Annotated in this window: 16 protein-coding genes and 1 other annotated feature; all 16 genes read right to left on the bottom strand. The window is 45.3% G+C overall.

The window, feature by feature from the left end:
• Window positions 1–189 precede the first annotated feature (189 nt).
• Window positions 190–399, bottom strand: a complete 210-nt coding sequence (locus tag G588_RS0106565; RefSeq protein ID WP_022777965.1) for a hypothetical protein — start codon at window positions 397–399, stop codon at window positions 190–192.
• Window positions 400–407: 8 nt separating this feature from the next.
• Window positions 408–995, bottom strand: a complete 588-nt coding sequence (locus tag G588_RS0106570) for a hypothetical protein (RefSeq protein ID WP_155830756.1) — start codon at window positions 993–995, stop codon at window positions 408–410.
• A 97-nt stretch (window positions 996–1,092) separates the two neighbouring features.
• Entirely contained in the window at window positions 1,093–1,440 is a 348-nt protein-coding gene (locus G588_RS0106575; RefSeq protein WP_022777967.1) for a DUF1622 domain-containing protein, read from the bottom strand.
• 48 nt (window positions 1,441–1,488) lie between these two features.
• Window positions 1,489–2,145: a hypothetical protein gene (locus G588_RS0106580; protein ID WP_022777968.1), complete on the bottom strand. Its 657-nt coding sequence runs from the start codon at window positions 2,143–2,145 to the stop codon at window positions 1,489–1,491.
• A gap of 431 nt (window positions 2,146–2,576) precedes the next feature.
• Window positions 2,577–5,057: a glycogen/starch/alpha-glucan phosphorylase gene (locus tag G588_RS0106585; protein WP_022777969.1), complete on the bottom strand. Its 2,481-nt coding sequence runs from the start codon at window positions 5,055–5,057 to the stop codon at window positions 2,577–2,579.
• A gap of 241 nt (window positions 5,058–5,298) precedes the next feature.
• Window positions 5,299–5,979 (bottom strand): hypothetical protein, encoded by a 681-nt coding sequence (locus G588_RS0106590; protein WP_022777970.1) that lies wholly within the window; start codon window positions 5,977–5,979, stop codon window positions 5,299–5,301.
• A 49-nt stretch (window positions 5,980–6,028) separates the two neighbouring features.
• A complete protein-coding gene (locus tag G588_RS0106595) occupies window positions 6,029–7,153 on the bottom strand; it encodes a hypothetical protein (RefSeq protein ID WP_022777971.1) in 1,125 nt (374 codons plus the stop codon).
• A 122-nt stretch (window positions 7,154–7,275) separates the two neighbouring features.
• A complete protein-coding gene (locus tag G588_RS22440; protein WP_022777973.1) occupies window positions 7,276–7,446 on the bottom strand; it encodes a hypothetical protein in 171 nt (56 codons plus the stop codon).
• Window positions 7,447–7,582: 136 nt separating this feature from the next.
• On the bottom strand, window positions 7,583–8,791 hold the full coding sequence (locus G588_RS0106610) for an LptM family lipoprotein (RefSeq protein ID WP_022777974.1): 1,209 nt from the start codon (window positions 8,789–8,791) through the stop codon (window positions 7,583–7,585).
• 172 nt (window positions 8,792–8,963) lie between these two features.
• Entirely contained in the window at window positions 8,964–12,155 is a 3,192-nt protein-coding gene (gene ileS, locus G588_RS0106615; RefSeq protein ID WP_022777975.1) for an isoleucine--tRNA ligase, read from the bottom strand.
• Window positions 12,156–12,202: 47 nt separating this feature from the next.
• Window positions 12,203–12,443, bottom strand: a binding site (T-box leader).
• A 47-nt stretch (window positions 12,444–12,490) separates the two neighbouring features.
• Window positions 12,491–13,333, bottom strand: coding sequence for a metallophosphoesterase (locus G588_RS0106620; protein WP_022777976.1), 843 nt, complete (start codon window positions 13,331–13,333; stop codon window positions 12,491–12,493).
• 1 nt (window position 13,334) lies between these two features.
• The gene (locus G588_RS0106625; RefSeq protein ID WP_022777977.1) at window positions 13,335–14,819 is read right to left on the bottom strand and encodes an XAC2610-related protein; all 1,485 of its coding nucleotides are present in this window, start codon (window positions 14,817–14,819) and stop codon (window positions 13,335–13,337) included.
• 227 nt (window positions 14,820–15,046) lie between these two features.
• The gene (locus G588_RS0106630; protein WP_022777978.1) at window positions 15,047–16,204 is read right to left on the bottom strand and encodes an aminotransferase class I/II-fold pyridoxal phosphate-dependent enzyme; all 1,158 of its coding nucleotides are present in this window, start codon (window positions 16,202–16,204) and stop codon (window positions 15,047–15,049) included.
• Window positions 16,201–16,689: an Lrp/AsnC family transcriptional regulator gene (locus G588_RS0106635; protein WP_022777979.1), complete on the bottom strand. Its 489-nt coding sequence runs from the start codon at window positions 16,687–16,689 to the stop codon at window positions 16,201–16,203. The genes G588_RS0106630 and G588_RS0106635 overlap by 4 nt, the downstream gene beginning before the upstream one ends.
• A gap of 86 nt (window positions 16,690–16,775) precedes the next feature.
• Window positions 16,776–17,708: an AIR synthase related protein gene (locus G588_RS0106640; protein WP_196804955.1), complete on the bottom strand. Its 933-nt coding sequence runs from the start codon at window positions 17,706–17,708 to the stop codon at window positions 16,776–16,778.
• An 83-nt stretch (window positions 17,709–17,791) separates the two neighbouring features.
• On the bottom strand, window positions 17,792–19,396 hold the full coding sequence (locus tag G588_RS0106645) for a VanW family protein (RefSeq protein ID WP_022777981.1): 1,605 nt from the start codon (window positions 19,394–19,396) through the stop codon (window positions 17,792–17,794).
• Between the last annotated feature and the right edge of the window lie 28 nt (window positions 19,397–19,424).

Below are 19,424 nucleotides of genomic sequence, written 5' to 3' on the forward strand. Positions count from 1 at the left end.
CTTAGCTATTTTCGGAAATATAGGACTCAATTAACACTCCTATATTTTTCTGATTCTTCTACAAGTGTTGCACTATCTATAATTGACACTCCTCATGAATAGCAAAAAACATACAAGTGTTATATCTCAGCAAAGTATACACTCCTTCATTCTCTTAATCATTTTTCAAGTGTTACTCCTAAGCAACGATCATTTGCCAATCACATTAGCGTACCACTGTTGATTCTCCATCCATAAAATAACAATCTGCACGAGATTGTTCCTGAGTTCCTCGCCGTCAGTGTATCTGACGCAGCAATTATTCTTTGTGCTGTCAAGGGTGGCGTATGTTTGTCTCAGAATATATTCATTGGAAAGTATCCCATTAACTGCCTTCATAACCCCCCAATTTCTTGACATATACCACCTTATTCCCCTAGCACTTCTGTTATATTCCTTCCTGCAACAGCATCTCCTGCATATAAATATTCCCATATAGGCTCATCTCCATGTTCGCCTGTATAATACTTCCTTGCACATTCAAGGGCCTTTTCTATATCCTGTCTGGCGCTCATGGCGTCATAGGCTTCATCATAGATAGACATATCTCTCTTTTCGATTCTGTTCTCATCGACTTCAACCTCAAACAGATGCACCTTGCTGCGCTCTTCTTCGGTTTCTTCGCCCCAGTCCATCCCATAGAGTTTTTTACTGTCTGCAAGATCCGTATAAAAGTAATTACAGTTCAACCTGCTGATGCAATCAGGAAATTCAGTCTGTCTGACATACTCGAACAGACCTTCAGTAGCCCACTTGGCATAATCAGACCATTCTCTTAATCCAAACCTTTTAAGCACCGCGAACATATACTTCGCATTCAGCACCATTCCATAAAAACAAGATTTGTCATACTCCAACGCCTGAATAAAGGGCCTGCTAAGTTCCATGCACCTCTGATGGTCCCGAACCATTGCGTCCCCTTCTTTCAGTGTCTGACTAATATGATAAACTATCATCTCTTTTCCTTCTTTCCTAATATTCTATGCTATTCTATCACAGTCCCCGCCATAATCGCATAAAAAAGGCTGCTACAGCATCGTAACAGCCTCAACTTCATTCTTTGATATCGGGTTCCAGTGCTTTCTTCTCATTCTTGATTTCCCAATGAATCAGGAAGGTAAGAACAGCCCGGAGAGTTATGATGGCTCCGAGGATTCCCAGTTCTGCCCAGTCACGGACAACTACGGTTCTAAGGACCTCTCCTCCAAGTTTGAATTCCAGAGCAAGTGCTATGCCCTGAGCAAGCTCCAGGCGAATGGCATCATTTTTCTTGATCCACAGGATAAAACTTTTTACACCGGTGTGAACAAGAATACATATTCCGGCAAACTCCAGAAGCAGCGTCGAAAACTCAACTATATATCTCAGTATGCTCTCCGCAGTCTGATATACTTCTTCCATAGCACCCTCCCTCTATACAAATTTCTCATATCAAACCAACAGGTACAATTATCGAACAAGCAATTCTTCTATGGTTTTATCATCAAAATCATATTTTTCAACAATTCGTTTCCGAATGTTTTCCTCGGAGTCCCCTAGTAAACGTCCATAGTCAATGAGCTCTTTGGCACTCTTTTTATAAGCTTTCGCAGTCACTTCCTCCGTTACTTCCTGCCTTACTTCCTCAATAACCTCCCGCCTGACATCATCCGCCATCGCACTCCGAAGATCCCTCTTTATGTGCTCAAGTTCATCCCACTTCTGCATATATCTCTCTGTAACCTCCGCTCTTTCCTTAGTTTCGGTAACAATATCATTCATCTGTGTCACAATACGGCTTGGATTCTCTCGCACAGCCCCATCTACTATATATTCTAGCACCTCCTGTAGTCTTTCTCCATATTCTTTTCTTTCTGACAGATTATTCTTACCTTTACAGTAGAGAAAAATGCGCATTATTCCGTCCATATACTCTATCTTCGGGTGAGTCGTTATAACCGAGCGTACTTCATAATACATATCACCTGCGCCAAAGGGATCATAAGACAGAATAGTTACCGAAAAATAGTCCGGTAGTTCGTTGTAGCTGGTGTTGGTTGGCAGTTTCTTGGAATCAAAGGTAATAGGGGTATTCGACGACAATATCATATTAATTTCCGTACTCATTTCAGATTTATTTCCTTTCTAATTATGAAGACAATCCACTGAACATGCAGAGAGAATAGACTCATAGACAGAATGTCTACAAAAAGAACATGCAAGACGGGTGTAGGTGATAGGTAAGCAAGGATCTGCCCTGCACATTCAGTGGTTGAATGAAAGATATCCCGAATGCAAGATTGTATAACGATGAATTAGACACATCGTCCGCACTCGTGGATCACTCCCGGTTGGGAGTAGAACTATACGTTGCTTTCAATGAGGAAAGATTAGCACCAATATAGTATGTTGTAAATAGTTTTGGCCAAATCTTAAGAAAGTCTTAAACAAATCTTAAGAAAGTCATAAGAATTTGATGTTTTATCATTATTTGGCATTCGTATGGCCGTTTAATAATAACAACAAGGGCCAGGTATTAAAACCTGACCCAATAGTTTTTATTTAACTTCAATCTGCAATTTATCCAGATGCCAAACCTCATCAACATATTCCTGAATGGTTCTGTCGGATGAGAACTTGCCACAGCTTGCTGTGTTGAGAAATGCCATCTTAGCCCAGCGCTTCTTGTCTGCATAAGCATCGGAAATGCGGTTCTGAGCCTCAAGATAAGACTCGAAATCCTTCAGAATAAAGTACTGATCCGCTTTGTTTCCGCCAATGCCTGTAAGAAGGCTGTTGTACAGAGGTCTGAACAGCTCTCTGTCCTTGGAGAAGGTGCCATCTACAAGCATATCCAGAGCAACCTTGACGTTTGGATCAGAGTGATAAATATCCTGAGGGTTGTAGCCGCCGTTCTTCTCATAATCCATAACTTCCTGTGAAGTCAGACCGAAGATAAAGGCGTTCTCCTCTCCAACCTCATTAACAATCTCAACATTAGCTCCGTCAAGAGTCCCCAAGGTAACTGCGCCGTTAAGCATCATCTTCATGTTACCTGTTCCGGAAGCTTCCTTACTTGCAGTGGATATCTGTTCGGAGACATCTGCTGCAGCGAAGATAAGCTCTGCGTTGGATACTCTGTAATCCTCGATGAATACTACCTTGATCTTGCCCTTGATATCCTTATCGTTATTGATAACATCCGCAACCGAGTTGATAAGCTTGATGGTAAGCTTGGCTGTAAGATATCCCGCAGCCGCCTTGGCACCGAAGATATAGGTCTTCGGATAAAAATCTTTGCTGGGATGAGTCTTAATGTCATGATACTTGTACATAACTGTCAGGATATTCAGGAGCTGTCTCTTATACTCATGAAGTCTCTTAACCTGTACATCAAAAATTGACTTAGGATCAACCTTAACTCCGTTATGCTCAAGGATATATGCCGCAAGACGTTCCTTGTTTTTGAGCTTGATATCCATAAACTGCGCAAGAGCCTTTTTGTCGGTTGCATAGGCTTTGAGCTTGTCCATCTGAGACAGGTCAGTGATCCAGTCATCTCCGATCTTGTCCGTTACCCAATCAGCCAGAAGCGGGTTGGCGTGCATAAGGAATCTTCTCTGGGTGATTCCGTTGGTCTTATTGTTGAACTTCTCCGGCATCATCTCGTAGAAATCCTTAAGCTCTCTCTTTTTAAGGATCTCGGTATGGAGCCTTGCTACACCGTTAACGGAATGTCCGCCTACTATGGCAAGGTGAGCCATCTTAACCTGATTGTCGTAAAGTATAGCCATGCTGCGGATCTTGGCCTGAACATCGATTCCTGCGCTGCCTGAATACTGGCGCATGATCTGATCCACGAATCTTCTGTTGATCTCATCCACAATCTGGAAAATTCTCGGAAGAAGTCTCTGGAACAGATCCATAGGCCATTTCTCAAGAGCCTCCGACATAATTGTATGGTTGGTGTAGCAGCAGGTATTCACAGTGACATTCCACGCATCATCCCATGAAAGATAATACTCATCCATGAGAACTCGCATCAGCTCTGCAACTGCCACAGTAGGGTGCGTATCGTTGAGCTGGAATACAGCCTTTTCGTAAAATCTTCTGATATCCTCGTGGTTCTTAAGATATCTCTTAACCGCAGTCTGAACTGAAGCTGAGATAAAGAAGTACTGCTGTTTAAGTCTCAGCTCTTTTCCTGCAATATGGTTGTCATTGGGGTACAGAACCTCACACAGCTGGCTGGCAAGATTCTCCTGCTCAACAGCCTTCTGATAATCACCCTTGTCAAAAGAGTCAAGCTGGAAGCACTGTACAGGCTCGGCGTCCCAGATTCTAAGGGTATTAACAACGCCGTTTCCATATCCGATAACCGGCAGATCGTAGGGAACTGCTCTTACAACCTGATATCCCTCCTGCTTGAATATTGTTCTGCCGTAATCATCTGTATAAACATTTACGTAGCCGCCGAATTTAACCTCTTTGGCGTACTCATTTCTTCTAAGTTCAAAAGGATTGCCGTTCTCAAGCCAGGTATCCGGTGCCTCAACCTGATAACCATCCTGAATAACCTGACGGAACATACCGTATTTATAGCGGATACCGCAGCCATAGGCCAGGTATCCCAGGGTAGAAAGAGAATCCAGGAAACAAGCGGCAAGTCTTCCGAGACCACCGTTTCCAAGGGCCGGATCCGGCTCCTGATCCTCTATGAGGTTAACATCGATTCCCAGCTCATCAAGAGCCTCTTTTACCGGCTTGTAAGCCTGAAGATTGATGAGGTTGTTACCAAATGCCCTTCCCATAAGGAATTCCATTGACATGTAGTACACAATCTTGGGATCCTGCTCTGCCGCTGCCTTCTGGGTTGTCATCCAGTGGTCGACAATGGCGTCCTTGATGGCGTAGGCTGCTGCCTGATAGAGCTGCTGGGGCGTTGCCTCTTCCATGGTCTTACGGTACAGAGTCTTTACATTGTACTGCACACTTCGTTTGAATAGGTCTTTGTCAAAAGATAGCTGTTTTTTCTTCATGTTGCCTCCTCACTTATGCCATAAACCCGCGTATTATCTGAAATAATATTGACCGGTTCTGGTTAATACTATGATATACGCACTTTTCGCACAAAAATCAAGTCCTTTTATGGCTCAGTATAATATGTATGTAACTATTTTACCGCAAAACCGTACACCAATTTATAAAATTAGCGTAAACTCTAAACACCGGTAAAAAAGCTGCAGAATCAGAGGTAACAGGTTCTGATTCTGCAGCTTATTAGTATGCTATCCACTCAGCCGGATCTGAGTAATTTTGATCAAGCCACCCCTGAAGATCATCAACAGGTTCTCCGTTAACAACCAGATTGTCGATATGTTCACCTTCCTCAGGCCACTCTGTATGCTGCTCAGCAAACATGTTTTCAGTAACGCCATCTTTACCAATCTTCATGGTGTAATAGTAGTTGTCTCCAATACCGCCATTTCCCAGGTATTTGCCGTCCTTCTGAAGTTCCTCGAAGCATCGGTAGCCCCTGCTTGTACCATAGAACTTACCGTCTACTTCCGTAAGTATGAGGAAGTTGCTACCTCCCTGAGGACAATAGAGAATCAGCTCCTCTCCGTTCTCACCGTCAAGATCAACAAAGGTATATTCCTTGATCTCAGGGATTCCTTCCGCCATAATGCTTATCCCGTACTCCTCAAGGGTCATCTCCTCATCTGCCCACCCGAAACAAAAGAAGGGCTCTTCATTATCCATCACCTTGGAAAAACGTCCGAAGCGGTCTGGCCCTACATTGCTATTTGCCTCAGCACTTCTATCTACCTCTACCTGGCTATTTAACTCTGCTGCGGTGCTTTCCTGTACGCTCTGCTGATTATCTGCGACAGTCTCACTTTGACCGCAACCGGTCAAAATAGCACCAACCATCATAAGTGCAATAAACTTCTTTTTCATACATACTTCTCCACATTTTCTTCAATATCAGATTACAGATTCGTCAGATTTACGTCTCGATTAAGGCCTTTACGGAATCCATATCAATTGAAGTGCCCAGCTTGCCATCTATCTCAAGATCACATTCCTCATCAGGGAATAAGCCGACTCTTTTTTCATCATACTTAAATATATTTACATGATCACAGTTATCTGCACTTCCGATAAGTACCAGATCTTCATATCCATCGCCGTTTACATCAAAGCTTGCCACATCTTTAACTTCCATGCGCTTAGAATCATATTCTGCAAAGACGTGATCCTTGGAATTACCATCAACTACAAGGAGCACATATCCGTTCTCATAGCAATATATCTCGCATTTGCTATCGACATACTGTGTAAAAGCCACATCGAACCGGCTCTTTGCCTGCTCTTCCCACAGGATTCTGTTGGATCTTACTACAAGAGTATCTCCTTCTTTCTCAAAGCAAAACTCAGATCTCTTGTCATAGCTTCCATATTCGGTGTTCTCAACAATTACCGTATACACCGGGCCGTCTTTTGCTCCCTCCAGGCATTTGTAGTTATAGAGATAACCTTCTGAGCGCTGAACATAATAGGTATCGTAGGCCTCAACATAGGTCCCTTTATAAGGATTTTTTGCAGACTTATAATCTGTCTTCGTATGCTTTTGAACATATGCCTCCAGATCCGCTCTCTTGATGGAAAGGATATCACCGTACTCCTCAGTACCTGCTGTTTCCAGATAAGCAGCAACTTCCTCATCGCTTGCCTCATTAATCGCTCCGATATCGGCTCCGCAGTACAAAACCCTAGTCCAATCTATATCTTCAGCCGTCTCATAGGCAGTTGTTAAAAAACCATTGTACTCTGCAGATGAAATCTTCTCAGAGATTTCTGTCAACTCCTCCTCGGAAAGTGCCTCTCCCACAAGCTCATACCCGGATGGAGTCTGCTCAGCTTTCAAACTATCTGTATCATTATCTCCTTCGCTGCTCTCAGCCTTAGCTGCCTCATCCGACGTTTCCTGAGGTAACTCCGCAATAATCTGTTCTGCGCTTACCTGTTCCTCGTTATCAACCGGCACACTGCCAGCTGTGTTTGTCTCCGCACAAGCGGTGCAAGCAAGAACCAGCGCCATGCTCATTACTGCCATTAACTTTTTTTTCATAATCAAATCCTCATTTATCCCAAATTATTAGTTCTTAACCACCTTGGCAAAAAGAAGCTCCTCACCTCTCCACTCATCCAAAGAACGGTATTTCATTCCTTTCTTGGAATTGGCAGCTTCAACTACCATGACGCCACCGCCGTCAGAGCAGGAGCCACCTCCATTAAACTTGGATCAAGATTTTCCTTGATTTCTTCTAACTCCGTTGAGCATTTTCTGATTGTTTCTGCTGCTGACCTGAAAGTCTGCACATTGTTTCCTACGCTTTCAGGCTTAATACTAAACTGCGACATTCTTTTTTCTCTCTTTCAGCTGTGATAATTAATCTATACTCTGATCACAGCCAGATAATTTTATCACTTTTATTTCTTCTACCGACTATTTTCTGACGAAACGACTTCGAAATGGGACGAATGACATTACCCTTGATCATTTTACAGCTGAGTATATAAGCTCTGCTTCATCAAAAGAGTTCTTACTGAAGTATACATTTATGCCTTCATCTGTCTTCTCAAATATGTAATAGGAAAAAATGGCTGTATCATCGGCATATACCATCTCAGGATACTCAACATATGCCTTGTTTCCCTTTATCTCTTTGCAGTTGGAGTCATTGGCCTCAAAACGGTAATTCCAATCATCTCCTCCGATATAATCGCTGAATTCTATGAAGGAGTAATCGCCCTCTTCGATGACCAGGATGCCATCTGATCCGTCAAGAGTACATCCCTCATAGGAATAAGTTCCCATGCATTCGGCAAAAAATGTCCTGGGAGTCATGGCACTCTCACTCTCGGGAGCATCACTCTCACCTTCCTGACGCTCTGTGATCATAAGCTCATATTCCTCACCATAAAACACAGCATCTATCTTGGTTCCTTTGTCAGTGATAACTCTCAGGCCATCCTCCATCAGTTCCACATCGTCAATGCGGGCATCCTGGTATTCTGATCGTCCCTCCAGAAGGGTTTCAATATTTCCCTGCCCGTCGCAGCTGTTTCCGGCAAAAAGATCCCAGGTCTCTCCTGATTTCTTATAAACATAAAACTGTCCAACTGCCATTATTGCTGTAGTGGGTATATAGTCAGCCACCAGTATTTCCTCTGTTCCATCACGGTCCATATCAGCCACCTGAAAATAGTGATAAGAATAGATGGAATTATCAAATTCAGGAGTTGTGATGACAGTCTCGCCACTTTCCTGAATCTCATAGATGAACTTTTCATCCCCGGATTTTCTGCGATAGAGGGAAAGCTTACCGTTTAATGAGGATTCTGCATATCCATCCATGTACTTGGCAAAGTCTCCTTCGCCCTCTTCTCTTGCCATGGCATAGGCATTATCCGTTTTTTCTTCGGCAGTCCTTGTTCCTGTTTCCTCATAACCCTCAAAAGGTCTTGCTGTCTTCACCATAATGTCATAAGCGTATGACGTCTCTTCATTTCGAACCGGTGCTGTCAACTCTTCCTTCGAAGTAGTATCATCTGAAGAAGCCTTATCTGAAGTAGTCTCCTCCAAGAGCTCTCTAAGATCTGACTTCTCAGCTTCAGGCTCAGTTTCTGTCACCGGTACCGCCCCGCAACCGGCCAGCATAGATGCTGCCAAAACAGCTGTTAAAAAACTTATTCTCTTTTTCATTACTTTTTTTACCCCGATAATTTTTTTATCAACTACTGCCAATTGTAATTGATGCATCCGAATAAATAAGCCTCGGAAACGGTCAGTTAAAACCTGTTAATTCACAAAATAAAGAGAGCTGACTTTTTTGAAAAAGTCAGCCCCTAAATATTTATCTTATGTCTTCAGATAATTAAACCTTCTCAACGCCGATAGTAACCTTCTCGCCGTTGATATCCCACTCTTTTGCGTTAGCAACGTCAGATCCGTATACCACCTCGTTTGCAAGGACCTTGGTGGAGATGCTGCTCTCGTTGGCCTTAACAATCTCAGCAAGCTTGTCGTTACCGTTAAGTGAAACCTTGATGTGATCCATTACTTCGAAGCCTGAATCCTTACGCATGGTCTGAACCTTACTGATAACCTCAAGGACGAAACCTTCCTTGATAAGCTCCTCTGAAAGGTTGGTATCAAGAACCACTGTGATTCCCCAGTTCTCCTGAGAAATGAAGCCTTCCTTCTGAGCCATCTCGATAAGGAGATCCTCCTTGACAAGCTCTACGTCAACGTCGTTGACATTGAACTTGATGGAGCCGTTAGTGCCTAGCTCATCCATGGTTGCATTTCCGTCGAGAGTTTCAAGGTAAGCCTTGATTGCTCCGATGTTCTTACCATACTTAGGTCCCAAGGTCTTAAGCTGTGGCTTGAAGGTGTAGCTTGTAAAGTCGCGAACGTCATCTGTGAAGGCAACATTCTTAACATTGAGCTCTTCTCTGATGATATCTGTGTAGAACTCACCTACTGTCTGCTCAGCCTTAACATACATCTGTCCGATAGGCTGACGGTTCTTGATGTTGGCTGCATTTCTGCCGGCACGTCCAAGAACTACGATATCAAGAACTTCCTCCATGTCCTTCTCAAGCTTAGCGTCGATGAGAGACTCATCTACTGCAGGGAAGTCGCAAAGGTGGATTGATTCAGGTGCATCTGCAAAGCTCTTTCTTACAAGGTTCTGGTAGATCTGCTCTGTCATGAAAGGAACCATGGGAGCAGCTACCTTGGATACTGTAACAAGAGCTGTGTAAAGTGTCATGTAAGCAGAAATCTTGTCCTGCTCCATTCCCTTAGCCCAGAATCTCTCACGGCTGCGGCGTACATACCAGTTGGACATCTCGTCGACAAAGTTGTCAAGAGCCTTACCAGCCTCAGGAATTCTATAGTTATTAAGGTTCTCATCTACAGCTTTTACGCAGCTGTTAAGCTTACTAAGAAGCCACTTGTCCATAACGGTGAGCTTATCAAGCTCCAGCTTGTAGTTAGCTGCATCGAATCCGTCGATATTAGCATACAGTGTGAAGAATGCGTAGGTGTTCCACAGTGTACCAAGGAACTTGCGCTGTCCTTCCATAACAGCATCTCCTGAGAATCTTGAAGGAAGCCAGGGTGCTGAGTTGGTGTAGAAATACCATCTGATGGCATCTGCGCCGTATTTCTCAAGAGCGTCGAAGGGATCAACAGCGTTGCCCTTTGACTTACTCATCTTCTGTCCGTTCTCATCCTGAACAAGACCAAGAACGATAACGTTCTTAAATGCAGGCTTGTTGAAAAGAAGTGTAGCCTCTGCGTGAAGTGAGTAGAACCATCCTCTTGTCTGGTCTACAGCCTCTGAGATGAACTCAGCGGGGAACTGCTTCTCGAAGAGCTCCTTGTTCTCAAATGGATAGTGGAGCTGTGCAAAAGGCATTGCTCCTGAATCAAACCAGCAGTCGATAACCTCTTTTACCCTGTGCATCTTCTTACCGCACTTAGGGCAGGTGATCTCGAACTGATCGATATAGGGCCTATGAAGCTCTGTGGTCTCAGCGGACGGGTCTCCTGAAAGCTCAGCCAGCTCTTTTCTGGAACCTACTGAAAGCTGGTGACCGCAGTCATCGCACTCCCAGATATTAAGAGGTGTTCCCCAGTATCTGTCACGGGAGATACCCCAATCCTGGATGTTCTCAAGCCAGTCGCCGAAACGTCCCTTACCGATTGACTCGGGAACCCAGTTGATCTCTTTGTTATTGCGGATAAGATCGTCCTTTACCTCTGTAACCTTGATGAACCATGATGAACGAGCATAGTAGATAAGAGGTGTTGAACATCTCCAGCAGTGAGGATAATCGTGCTCCATCTTAGGTGCAGAGAAGAGAAGGCTTCTGCTGTCGAGGTCCTTAAGTACCTCAGGATCGGCACTTACTGCCCCCTCATCGATTTCCTTCTGAGTGGGCTTACATCTGTAGCCTGCAAAAGGAGTCTCAGGCTTAAGGCGGCCTTCGCCGTCAACCATCTGTACAAGAGGAGCGTCGTACTTACGACCAACTCTTGCGTCGTCTTCACCGAAGGCGGGAGCGATATGTACGATACCGGTACCGTCTGACATAGTTACATAGTTGTCGCAGTAGATGAAGAAGCACTTCTTGTGCTGCTTCTCAGCCTCGTCAGCTGCGCACTGGTAAAGAGGCTCATATTCCTTATACTCAAGGTCTGTTCCAACGTAGGTTTCAAGAACCTCGTAGGCCTTCTGACCTTCCTCTTTTGCCAGAGAGCCAAGAACTGTATCAGCCAGAGCCTCTGCAAGGTAATATGTATAGCCGTCTGCTGCCTTAACCTTAACGTACTTCTCGTCAGGGTTTACGCAGAGGCCGATGTTTGAAGGAAGTGTCCAGGGTGTGGTTGTCCATGCAAGGAAATATGCATCCTCGCCCTTAACCTTGAAGCGAACAACAGCTGTGCGCTCCTTAAGAACCTTGTAGCCCTGTGCTACCTCGTGAGATGAAAGAGGGGTACCACAGCGAGGGCAGTAAGGAACTACCTTGAAGCCCTTGTAGAGAAGACCCTTTTTCCAGATCTCGTTAAGAGCCCACCACTCGGACTCAATGAAATTGTCATCATAGGTGATGTAGGGGTGCTCCATATCAGCCCAGAAACCTACTGTGCCGGAGAAATCCTCCCACATTCCCTTGTATTTCCATACGGATTCCTTACATTTTTTGATGAAAGGCTCCATACCGTACTCTTCGATCTGCTCCTTGCCGTCAAGGCCAAGAAGCTTCTCAACCTCAAGCTCAACAGGAAGACCGTGTGTGTCCCAGCCTGCCTTACGGGGAACTGTATAACCCTTCATTGTTCTGTAACGAGGAATCATATCCTTGATGGCACGGGTAAGCACGTGTCCGATGTGGGGCTTACCGTTAGCTGTAGGGGGTCCGTCATAGAACATATACATCTCACCCTTGCTTCTTGTGTCCACACTCTTCTGGAATATGTTTTCTTTTTTCCAGAACTCTTCAATCTGTTTTTCTCTGCCGACAAAATTCATGTCAGTTTCGACTTTGTTATACATACTCTCTCCTTTCATCACACGCAAATATAAAAAGCCCCGTCCCTTGTAAAAAGGACGAGGCTAATAATATACTTCGTTGTACCACCTGTTTACACATACGCGCCGCAAAACTGCGGTTGAATACGCGCTTCGTTAACGCCAAAGCCAACGTCGGAATCTACTGATATTACCTTCAATCCCGCAGCTCAGAAGTGATTTTCACCTGGTAGTTACTTGCACTGCCTCGCACCTTCCGGCAGCTCTCTGGAGCTTTCCCTTACCTGTTACTGTCTTCGTCACAGCCTTTATTACATATTGCACACATTCTACTACTAATATAAAAAATATGCAAGTTCCTATATTTCAATCATCACAATCTCCGGATGATTAAAAAATCTGGGGTAGGGCATCCTCTCGCGGCAAAGGCCTCTGCTGACTACCATATTGGTTCCGTTACTGAGGGTGTAGAGACCGTCCACATATTTAGGCCAATATCCCTGATCCGGAGCCAAGGTTCCAAGGCCGATAAAAGGATTTATCCACTGTCCTCCGTGGGCGTGTCCGCAGACCACAAGGTCAAAATTGTAGTCATCATAGAAATCTACCCTCTCCGGTCTGTGAGATAAGAGGATCTTGTAATTATCTGATCCTGAATATGCACCGTCCAGCTGAGCTCTCCATTCATCATCTGACATGTAGGTAGGATCATCAACGCCGCATATTTCATAGGTTTTCCCCTTGATCTCGATGGTTTCGAAGTTGCCTTCAAGAACAGTAACGCCTATGCCCCGCAGATATTCCTTCCACTCATCCATGCTGTCACTCCAGAACTCATGATTACCCGCAACGTAAAAGCATGGATATGAATCAGCAATCTGCTCCAGAAATATCTTGGCATTCTTATCGCCAAACTTGTTGTCAAAAATATCTCCGGACAGCAGCACTGCATCTGCCTTTCCCTTCTTAAGCATCTTTACAAGAGTCTTCTGGTTTTTTCCGTAATAACAGGAATGAAGATCTGTCACCAATGCAAAGCGGGCAGGCTGCTCTTGTTCATTGCCGCCGTCATCAATATGAATCTCCTCCGTAACAGGAATCTCAAACCATAATACAAATACGATCATGAAAAGGATAATATTCCTGAAAATATGTCGTTTTTTCTTCTTGGATTTCTTATGTGTTTTCTTTTCTTCAGCCATATTATTTCTCCACAAATTCTCCATTGTCATAAATGTAGCTATGCTCACTGCCGTCATAGCCCATACCGGTAATGCACTGTGCTTCCTCATCTATTCTATAGTCAGGTATGTTCTCGAATGACTTCACATATGTAAATTCGCCATTGTCATAGACATAAGCACAATGTACTAAGCAGTTCCCCGCAGCTCCCAAAGATATCACGATGTCCTCGTGACCATCAAAGGTAACGTCTATATATTCGCAGCTAAAGTCGCAGCCGCTATTAACATATCTGTCGGAGCTGACATCATCTTTTTTAGATGGGTAAAAAACGCCCGTGTAGGTGCCATCAGCAAAGAAGCAGTCAAAGAAATGATAATACTCTCCTTCAACCTCGTAAGGCCTCTGAATGCCAATGTGATAGCATTCCTTTGCTTCATCAACAAATCCTGCATTCATGACATCGCCATCAGCCAATCCCTCAACATCTCTTAACATGAGAGCCTGCAGATTAAGCATTTCAATGGCCAGCAGTTTAAAACGATGTTCCCTAAGGGCCAAGGCTTTGTCTGAGTTACCTGATACGCTCTCCTCAAGCTCATTCATAAGTTTGGTAAGGCGAACGTAATTAACTACATAAGGGCTTCCATCGGACTCTTCAGAGCCAATCTCCTTCATGATCTTGGCACTGTCAGCTGCAATATTACGCCATTCATGCTCACCCATGGTCAGAAGTCCTGTCTCCTCGACCATCTCCATGAAATCAGAACCTGCCTCCATGCACACAGAGACGTCCTCAAAATCATAGTCTTGTACGCTACTAAGGTCACTATCCTCCGAAAGGACACTAAGTGTAAGCTTGTTGCTTCCTGTAACCTCATACTCAAGAGCCATCAGTGCTCCTTCGAACAGCTCGTACTTGCAGGCGGCGACATCTGTTTCCATCTCACGGTACATACTTCCGTGTATGTATCCGTCTGCATCGTACAATTCTCCCCAGAGCTTACGGTATCTTGTATCGAAATCAGACCACTGTGCCTCTATCTCATCCAGTTTTTCCTTATCGGAATCGCTAAGCTTCCCCGATTCCTTGAGTGAAGCGATGGTTCCTTCTATCTTCTCGTTCCACACTTCACTCTGAAATCCGATATATTCGCCTTTTTCAGCTAGAGCAAGCTTTGCATCAATACTGGTCAGCATAAGGTTCTTGTAGAACTCATCGCTGTCACACATGAACAATTCACTGCCAGCAGAATATCTTGTAACATATACCTCGCCAAGATCAGTCGAAGCCACTGTTCCCGTAGTATCTTCAGCATCTGCCTCCACCACGTTATCAGCTTCCTGCGAGGACTCCTGCCCGGAACCAAGTTGTGAAATCAACTCCTCCACTGCCTCTTTGGCTTCTGCCTCATTATTTCTGTCATCATTCCCCTTTGCCCCACAGCCCATTGCTGTTCCTGCCATGCTCATGCACAGTAAAAGGGCGATAATCCTGTTCTTCATTCCGTATCTCCTTAGCTTATAACGCTCATAAGCGTCTTATAGCTAGAGAATAATACAACACTATGGGATGTAAAACCACAATTATTTCCAATTAACAGTGTTGATTACCACAAAAACAGCAATAAAGGGGCCTGTCCCCATTAACAAACTGTGAACAACAATGAACTCCGCCAGTATGTGAAGTTCACAATTTGTTGATGGGGACAGGCCCCTTAGTGGCTCTATCATTAAAATTTAGAAATAAATCTCTCCAGTCGTCCCATTGCTGTCTTGAGGTTCTCAAGGGAGTAGGCGTAGGAGATACGGATGTAGCCCTCACCGCAGTCGCCGAAGGCACTGCCGGGAACTACCGCCAGTTTCTCTTCCTGAAGGAGTCTGGTGCAGAATTCGTCGCTGCTCATACCGAACTTCTTGATGCAGGGAAATACGTAGAATGCTCCGTAAGGCTCAAAGCAGGGAAGACCAAGTCTCTTGAACTCATTCAGAAGATATCTTCTTCTCCTGTTGTACTCCTCGCGCATAACCTTAACATCCTCGTCGCCGTTCTTAAGTGCCTCTACCGCAGCATACTGGCTGGTGGTGGGAGCGCACATGATGGCGTACTGATGGATCTTGACCATCTGCTTCATGATAACTTCCGGTCCGCAGGCGTAGCCAAGTCTCCAGCCGGTCATGGCATAGGCCTTGGAAAAACCGTTGATGAGAATAGTTCTCTCTCTCATTCCCGGAAGGGATGCGATGGATACGTGCTTACTCTTGTAGGAAAGCTCTCCGTATATCTCATCTGACAAAACATAGAGGTCCTTTTCGATGACAACCTTGGCGATTTTCTCCAGGTCCTCTTTTTCCATGATGGCACCTGTGGGATTGTTGGGGAAAGGCAGTACAAGAATCTTGGTCTTGTCCGTTACCTTCTCCAGAACCTCCTCAGCGGTCAGACGGAATTCATTTTCCTCTTTTAACTCAATAATAACGGGCTTGGCATCTGCCAAAATAGCACAGGGCTCGTAGGATACGTAGCTGGGCTGCGGGATAAGAACCTCATCCCCGGGATCTATCATTGCGCGGAAAGCCAGGTCGATTGCCTCGGATCCACCAACAGTGATGAACACCTCGCTCATAGGATCATAGTCGATTCCCTGAGTTCTCTTAATATAATTCGAAACCTCTTTTCTAAGCTCAATAAGTCCTGAATTGGAGGTGTAGAAGGTTCTGCCCTTCTCCAATGAATAAATGCCCTCGTCTCTTATGTGCCAGGGCGTATCGAAGTCCGGCTCGCCGACACCAAGCGAAATAGCCCCCTCTGTCTCATGAACTATGTCAAAAAACTTCCTGATACCCGAGGGCTTGATGTCTACAACTTTACTTCCTATGGGATTTCTCATAATGACATCATCTCCCTTGTATCTTCGTACTGCTTAGCCAGTATTGTTCCGTGGTCCTTGTATTTCTTAAGGATGAAATGGGTGGCTGTGCTCTGAACGGTATCAAGAACTGCCAGCTTGTTGTTAACAAAACCCGCAACCTCCTGAAGACTCTTGCCCTCAACGATTACCATAAGGTCAAAGCCGCCGCTCATAAGATAAACACTGGTCACCTCGGGATATTTATAGATTCTCTCAGCGATGCTGTCAAAGCCAAGGCCTCTTGTGGGAGTAACCTTAACCTCGATAAGTGCATCTACTCTCTCGATATCAGTCTTGGACCAGTCGATCATTGTGTTGAAGCCGCAGATAACGCCCTCTTCCTCCATGGCTTTAAGCTCATTAGCCACAGTGATCTCCTCTGCTCCGATCAAAACCGCAAGCTCCTTGATTTCGATGCGGCTGTTTTTCTCAATAACTTTAAGGATTTCTTCTCTTGTCCCCATTAATAATCTCCTATTTAAACACTCGTCTACGCTACTTTCTTTTAATCTTACTATACTTTAGTACATTACTAAAGCGGCAATTTCCCTCAGCCCAAAACCTTGTGTATTTCGTCAGTCTGAGGCATGTCAAGGAACCTGGTCTCGTCATTATTTACAATGATCTTGTCGTTTCCTTCCTGCAAAAAACCCACCACTGCCGCGGGAATTCCTTCTTCCCTGAGGGCATCTGCAAGCCTCTCACCGTCATCTGCGGTAAAAAGAAGTGCGCCTCCTGACAATAGCTGATATGGATTGATCTCAAAGAATTCGCAGATCTCAATTGTTTCCTGTCTGATGGGAATTGCCTTTAAATCCACTTTCAGACCGCAGCCTGCTCTACCTGACAGCTCCCAGAGTGCGGCAAAAATACCGCCGTTTGAAGCGTCATGGATACTCAAGGCTCCGGCCTTCATCGCGACTGCAGCCTCTCTGCCGATATTTACCATTTCCTTAAATCTGACAGCGCCGTCAATAAAGGGAGCAGGGTATCTGGTTATAAGCTCGTCATAGCGATCCTTTGCCAACATGGCTGTGCCCTCAAGGCCTGCCCACTTGCTGATGACAATGGCCTGTCCGGCCTTACCCTTAGCTTCAAAAAAGGTCTTCTCCTCATCTGAAGCGCCTTCCGCATAGCCTACGCAGGTTGCGGTAATAACCGGTCTGTTCACTGCAGTTGTAACCTCTGTGTGACCGCCGGCGTAGGGTACACCTGCTTCTTTGCAGGCTTCAAGACAGTCTGCTACTATTTTCTTAAGTGTCTGCTCCTCTGAATCGGGATCAAGCAGCACCGAAACTGTCACATGATCCGGTGTGATTCCCTGGCACACAATACTGTTAATTGCCTTGGTTACCGCATAGAAGCCGGCATCCGTCGCATCCGCCGCCATGGGGCTTGTGGCGGAAAAAACCCGTCTATTTGAAGAAAAAGCGCAGTCTGTCCCTACAGCTGCGCTCGCATTCTTTTTGTATTCTGTCTTCAATGGCTTCAAAACTGAGCGTTTCAAAGCGTTCTCTGTTATTTTTCCGATTCTCATATCAAGATCACTCGTTTATCAGGTAATGATTACCCGTTGCTGTTAACTGACTCCAGGTCCTCTGACGGTGCCTCAGCCTGAGCGGCTGCTGCCTGAGCGGCTGCTGCCTGGGCGGCAAGCTGTGCGTTGGCGGCGTTCACTGCATCCTGGGCTGCCTGATTGGCGGCTGCTGCATTCTCTGTGCCTGCGGCCTGTCTTGCTCCGAGGATTGCACCTGCCACAGCCTTGACCGTGTTGACATCGCCTGTTGCTACCGCTGTGTTAAGCTGTGCCATTGCACCATCATCAGCGCCTGCGGTTCCGATAGTCACGATTCTGGGCACCATCTTGTAGGTGCTGCTGTTTACCACAGTCTTCTCTGTTACAACACCGTCTTCCTTAACAACCTTCCAGAGCTGTGCCTTATAGCCGACGTGAGCTGACTGAACGCCCACATAGCCAACGCCCTGTGATCCGTCAAATCTGAAATCATCGGCGGAAGCTGGAATCGTCTCAAGAACCTCACTCTCATAAGATACCTGATGGCTGGCAGGTCTTGTCTCAACTCCGTACACAGTGAAGGTAATGTGCTTATCCGGCGTTGTGTATCCGTCTATATAAATAGGATGTTCCGTATTATTAACAAATCTGAAGTTCTTACCTCCGGACTCGGCAATAGCCGCATCTGCGGAAGGTGAAACATAGTTGACGATCATAGAGTGGTTATGACGCTCTGTAACTTCAAGCTCTGCCAAGAGAACTGCGTTGTAAAGCGTTGTTGAAACCTGGCAGATACCGCCACCAACACTCTCAACCACAAGTCCGTTGAGGTATGAGCCTGCGGGAAAATATCCGTTGGCCTCAGTAAAAGGAGTAATCTTATCAAGTACTGAAAGTTCCTCCCCGGGATAGATCGTTGTTCCGTTTAAAAGTGAGCAGCCGTTGGCAACATTGGCACTTCTGGCTGAACCCGAGGTTTTATAGCTGGTGGTGAAGGTACCAAGGACATCCTTGACCATGGCAAGTTCTTCATGGCTTCCGAGTGGCTTGTCCTCTTTTACGGAGAGCTGAATATGCTCTGCATCTTCGCTCCACTCGCTGCTGATAACATTTTTGATAACATTGGCGGATTCATCTGTATCGACCAGGTAACCGATCTGACCGTCTGATATATTGAATCCCTCTTCGGTTCTGGATAAGGTGAAGTTAACCTTCTCTTTATTAAAGCTCTCGCTGCATCTTCCCAGTACTTCCTGCAGAGCCTCATTGTTATAGGAAAGCTTGAGCTCGTAGACCTGATTGGACTTCTCAAGGTCCTTCAACGCCTTGTATCTCTGAACGATATTGCCCTGATGTCCGAGCTGATAAGCCTGGTTCGCAACAAACCTGTTGTCCCAGGCGATACCAAGATCTGCGCCTGTAATTGTTATGGATTGATCCGCTGAAGCTTCAAGCACAAGCTCTCTGTCCCTTAGCTGCTGGACTCTGCTGTCAACGGCAGCCTGAGCTTCACTCACTGTCATGCCTGAAACATCCACGGTTCCGATATAAACACCGTTTGCGATAGTCCTTGAATCAGCTGCCTGTGAGCACACTCCCGGCAATAGGAATGTCAGCAGTATCACAAGAACCGCTCCGCCAAAAAATTTTTTCATAATGCTTCCTCTGTGCTATTATGTAAAA

The organism is Butyrivibrio sp. AE3009 (genome assembly GCF_000420845.1).
Classification (GTDB): Bacteria; Bacillota; Clostridia; order Lachnospirales; family Lachnospiraceae; genus Butyrivibrio.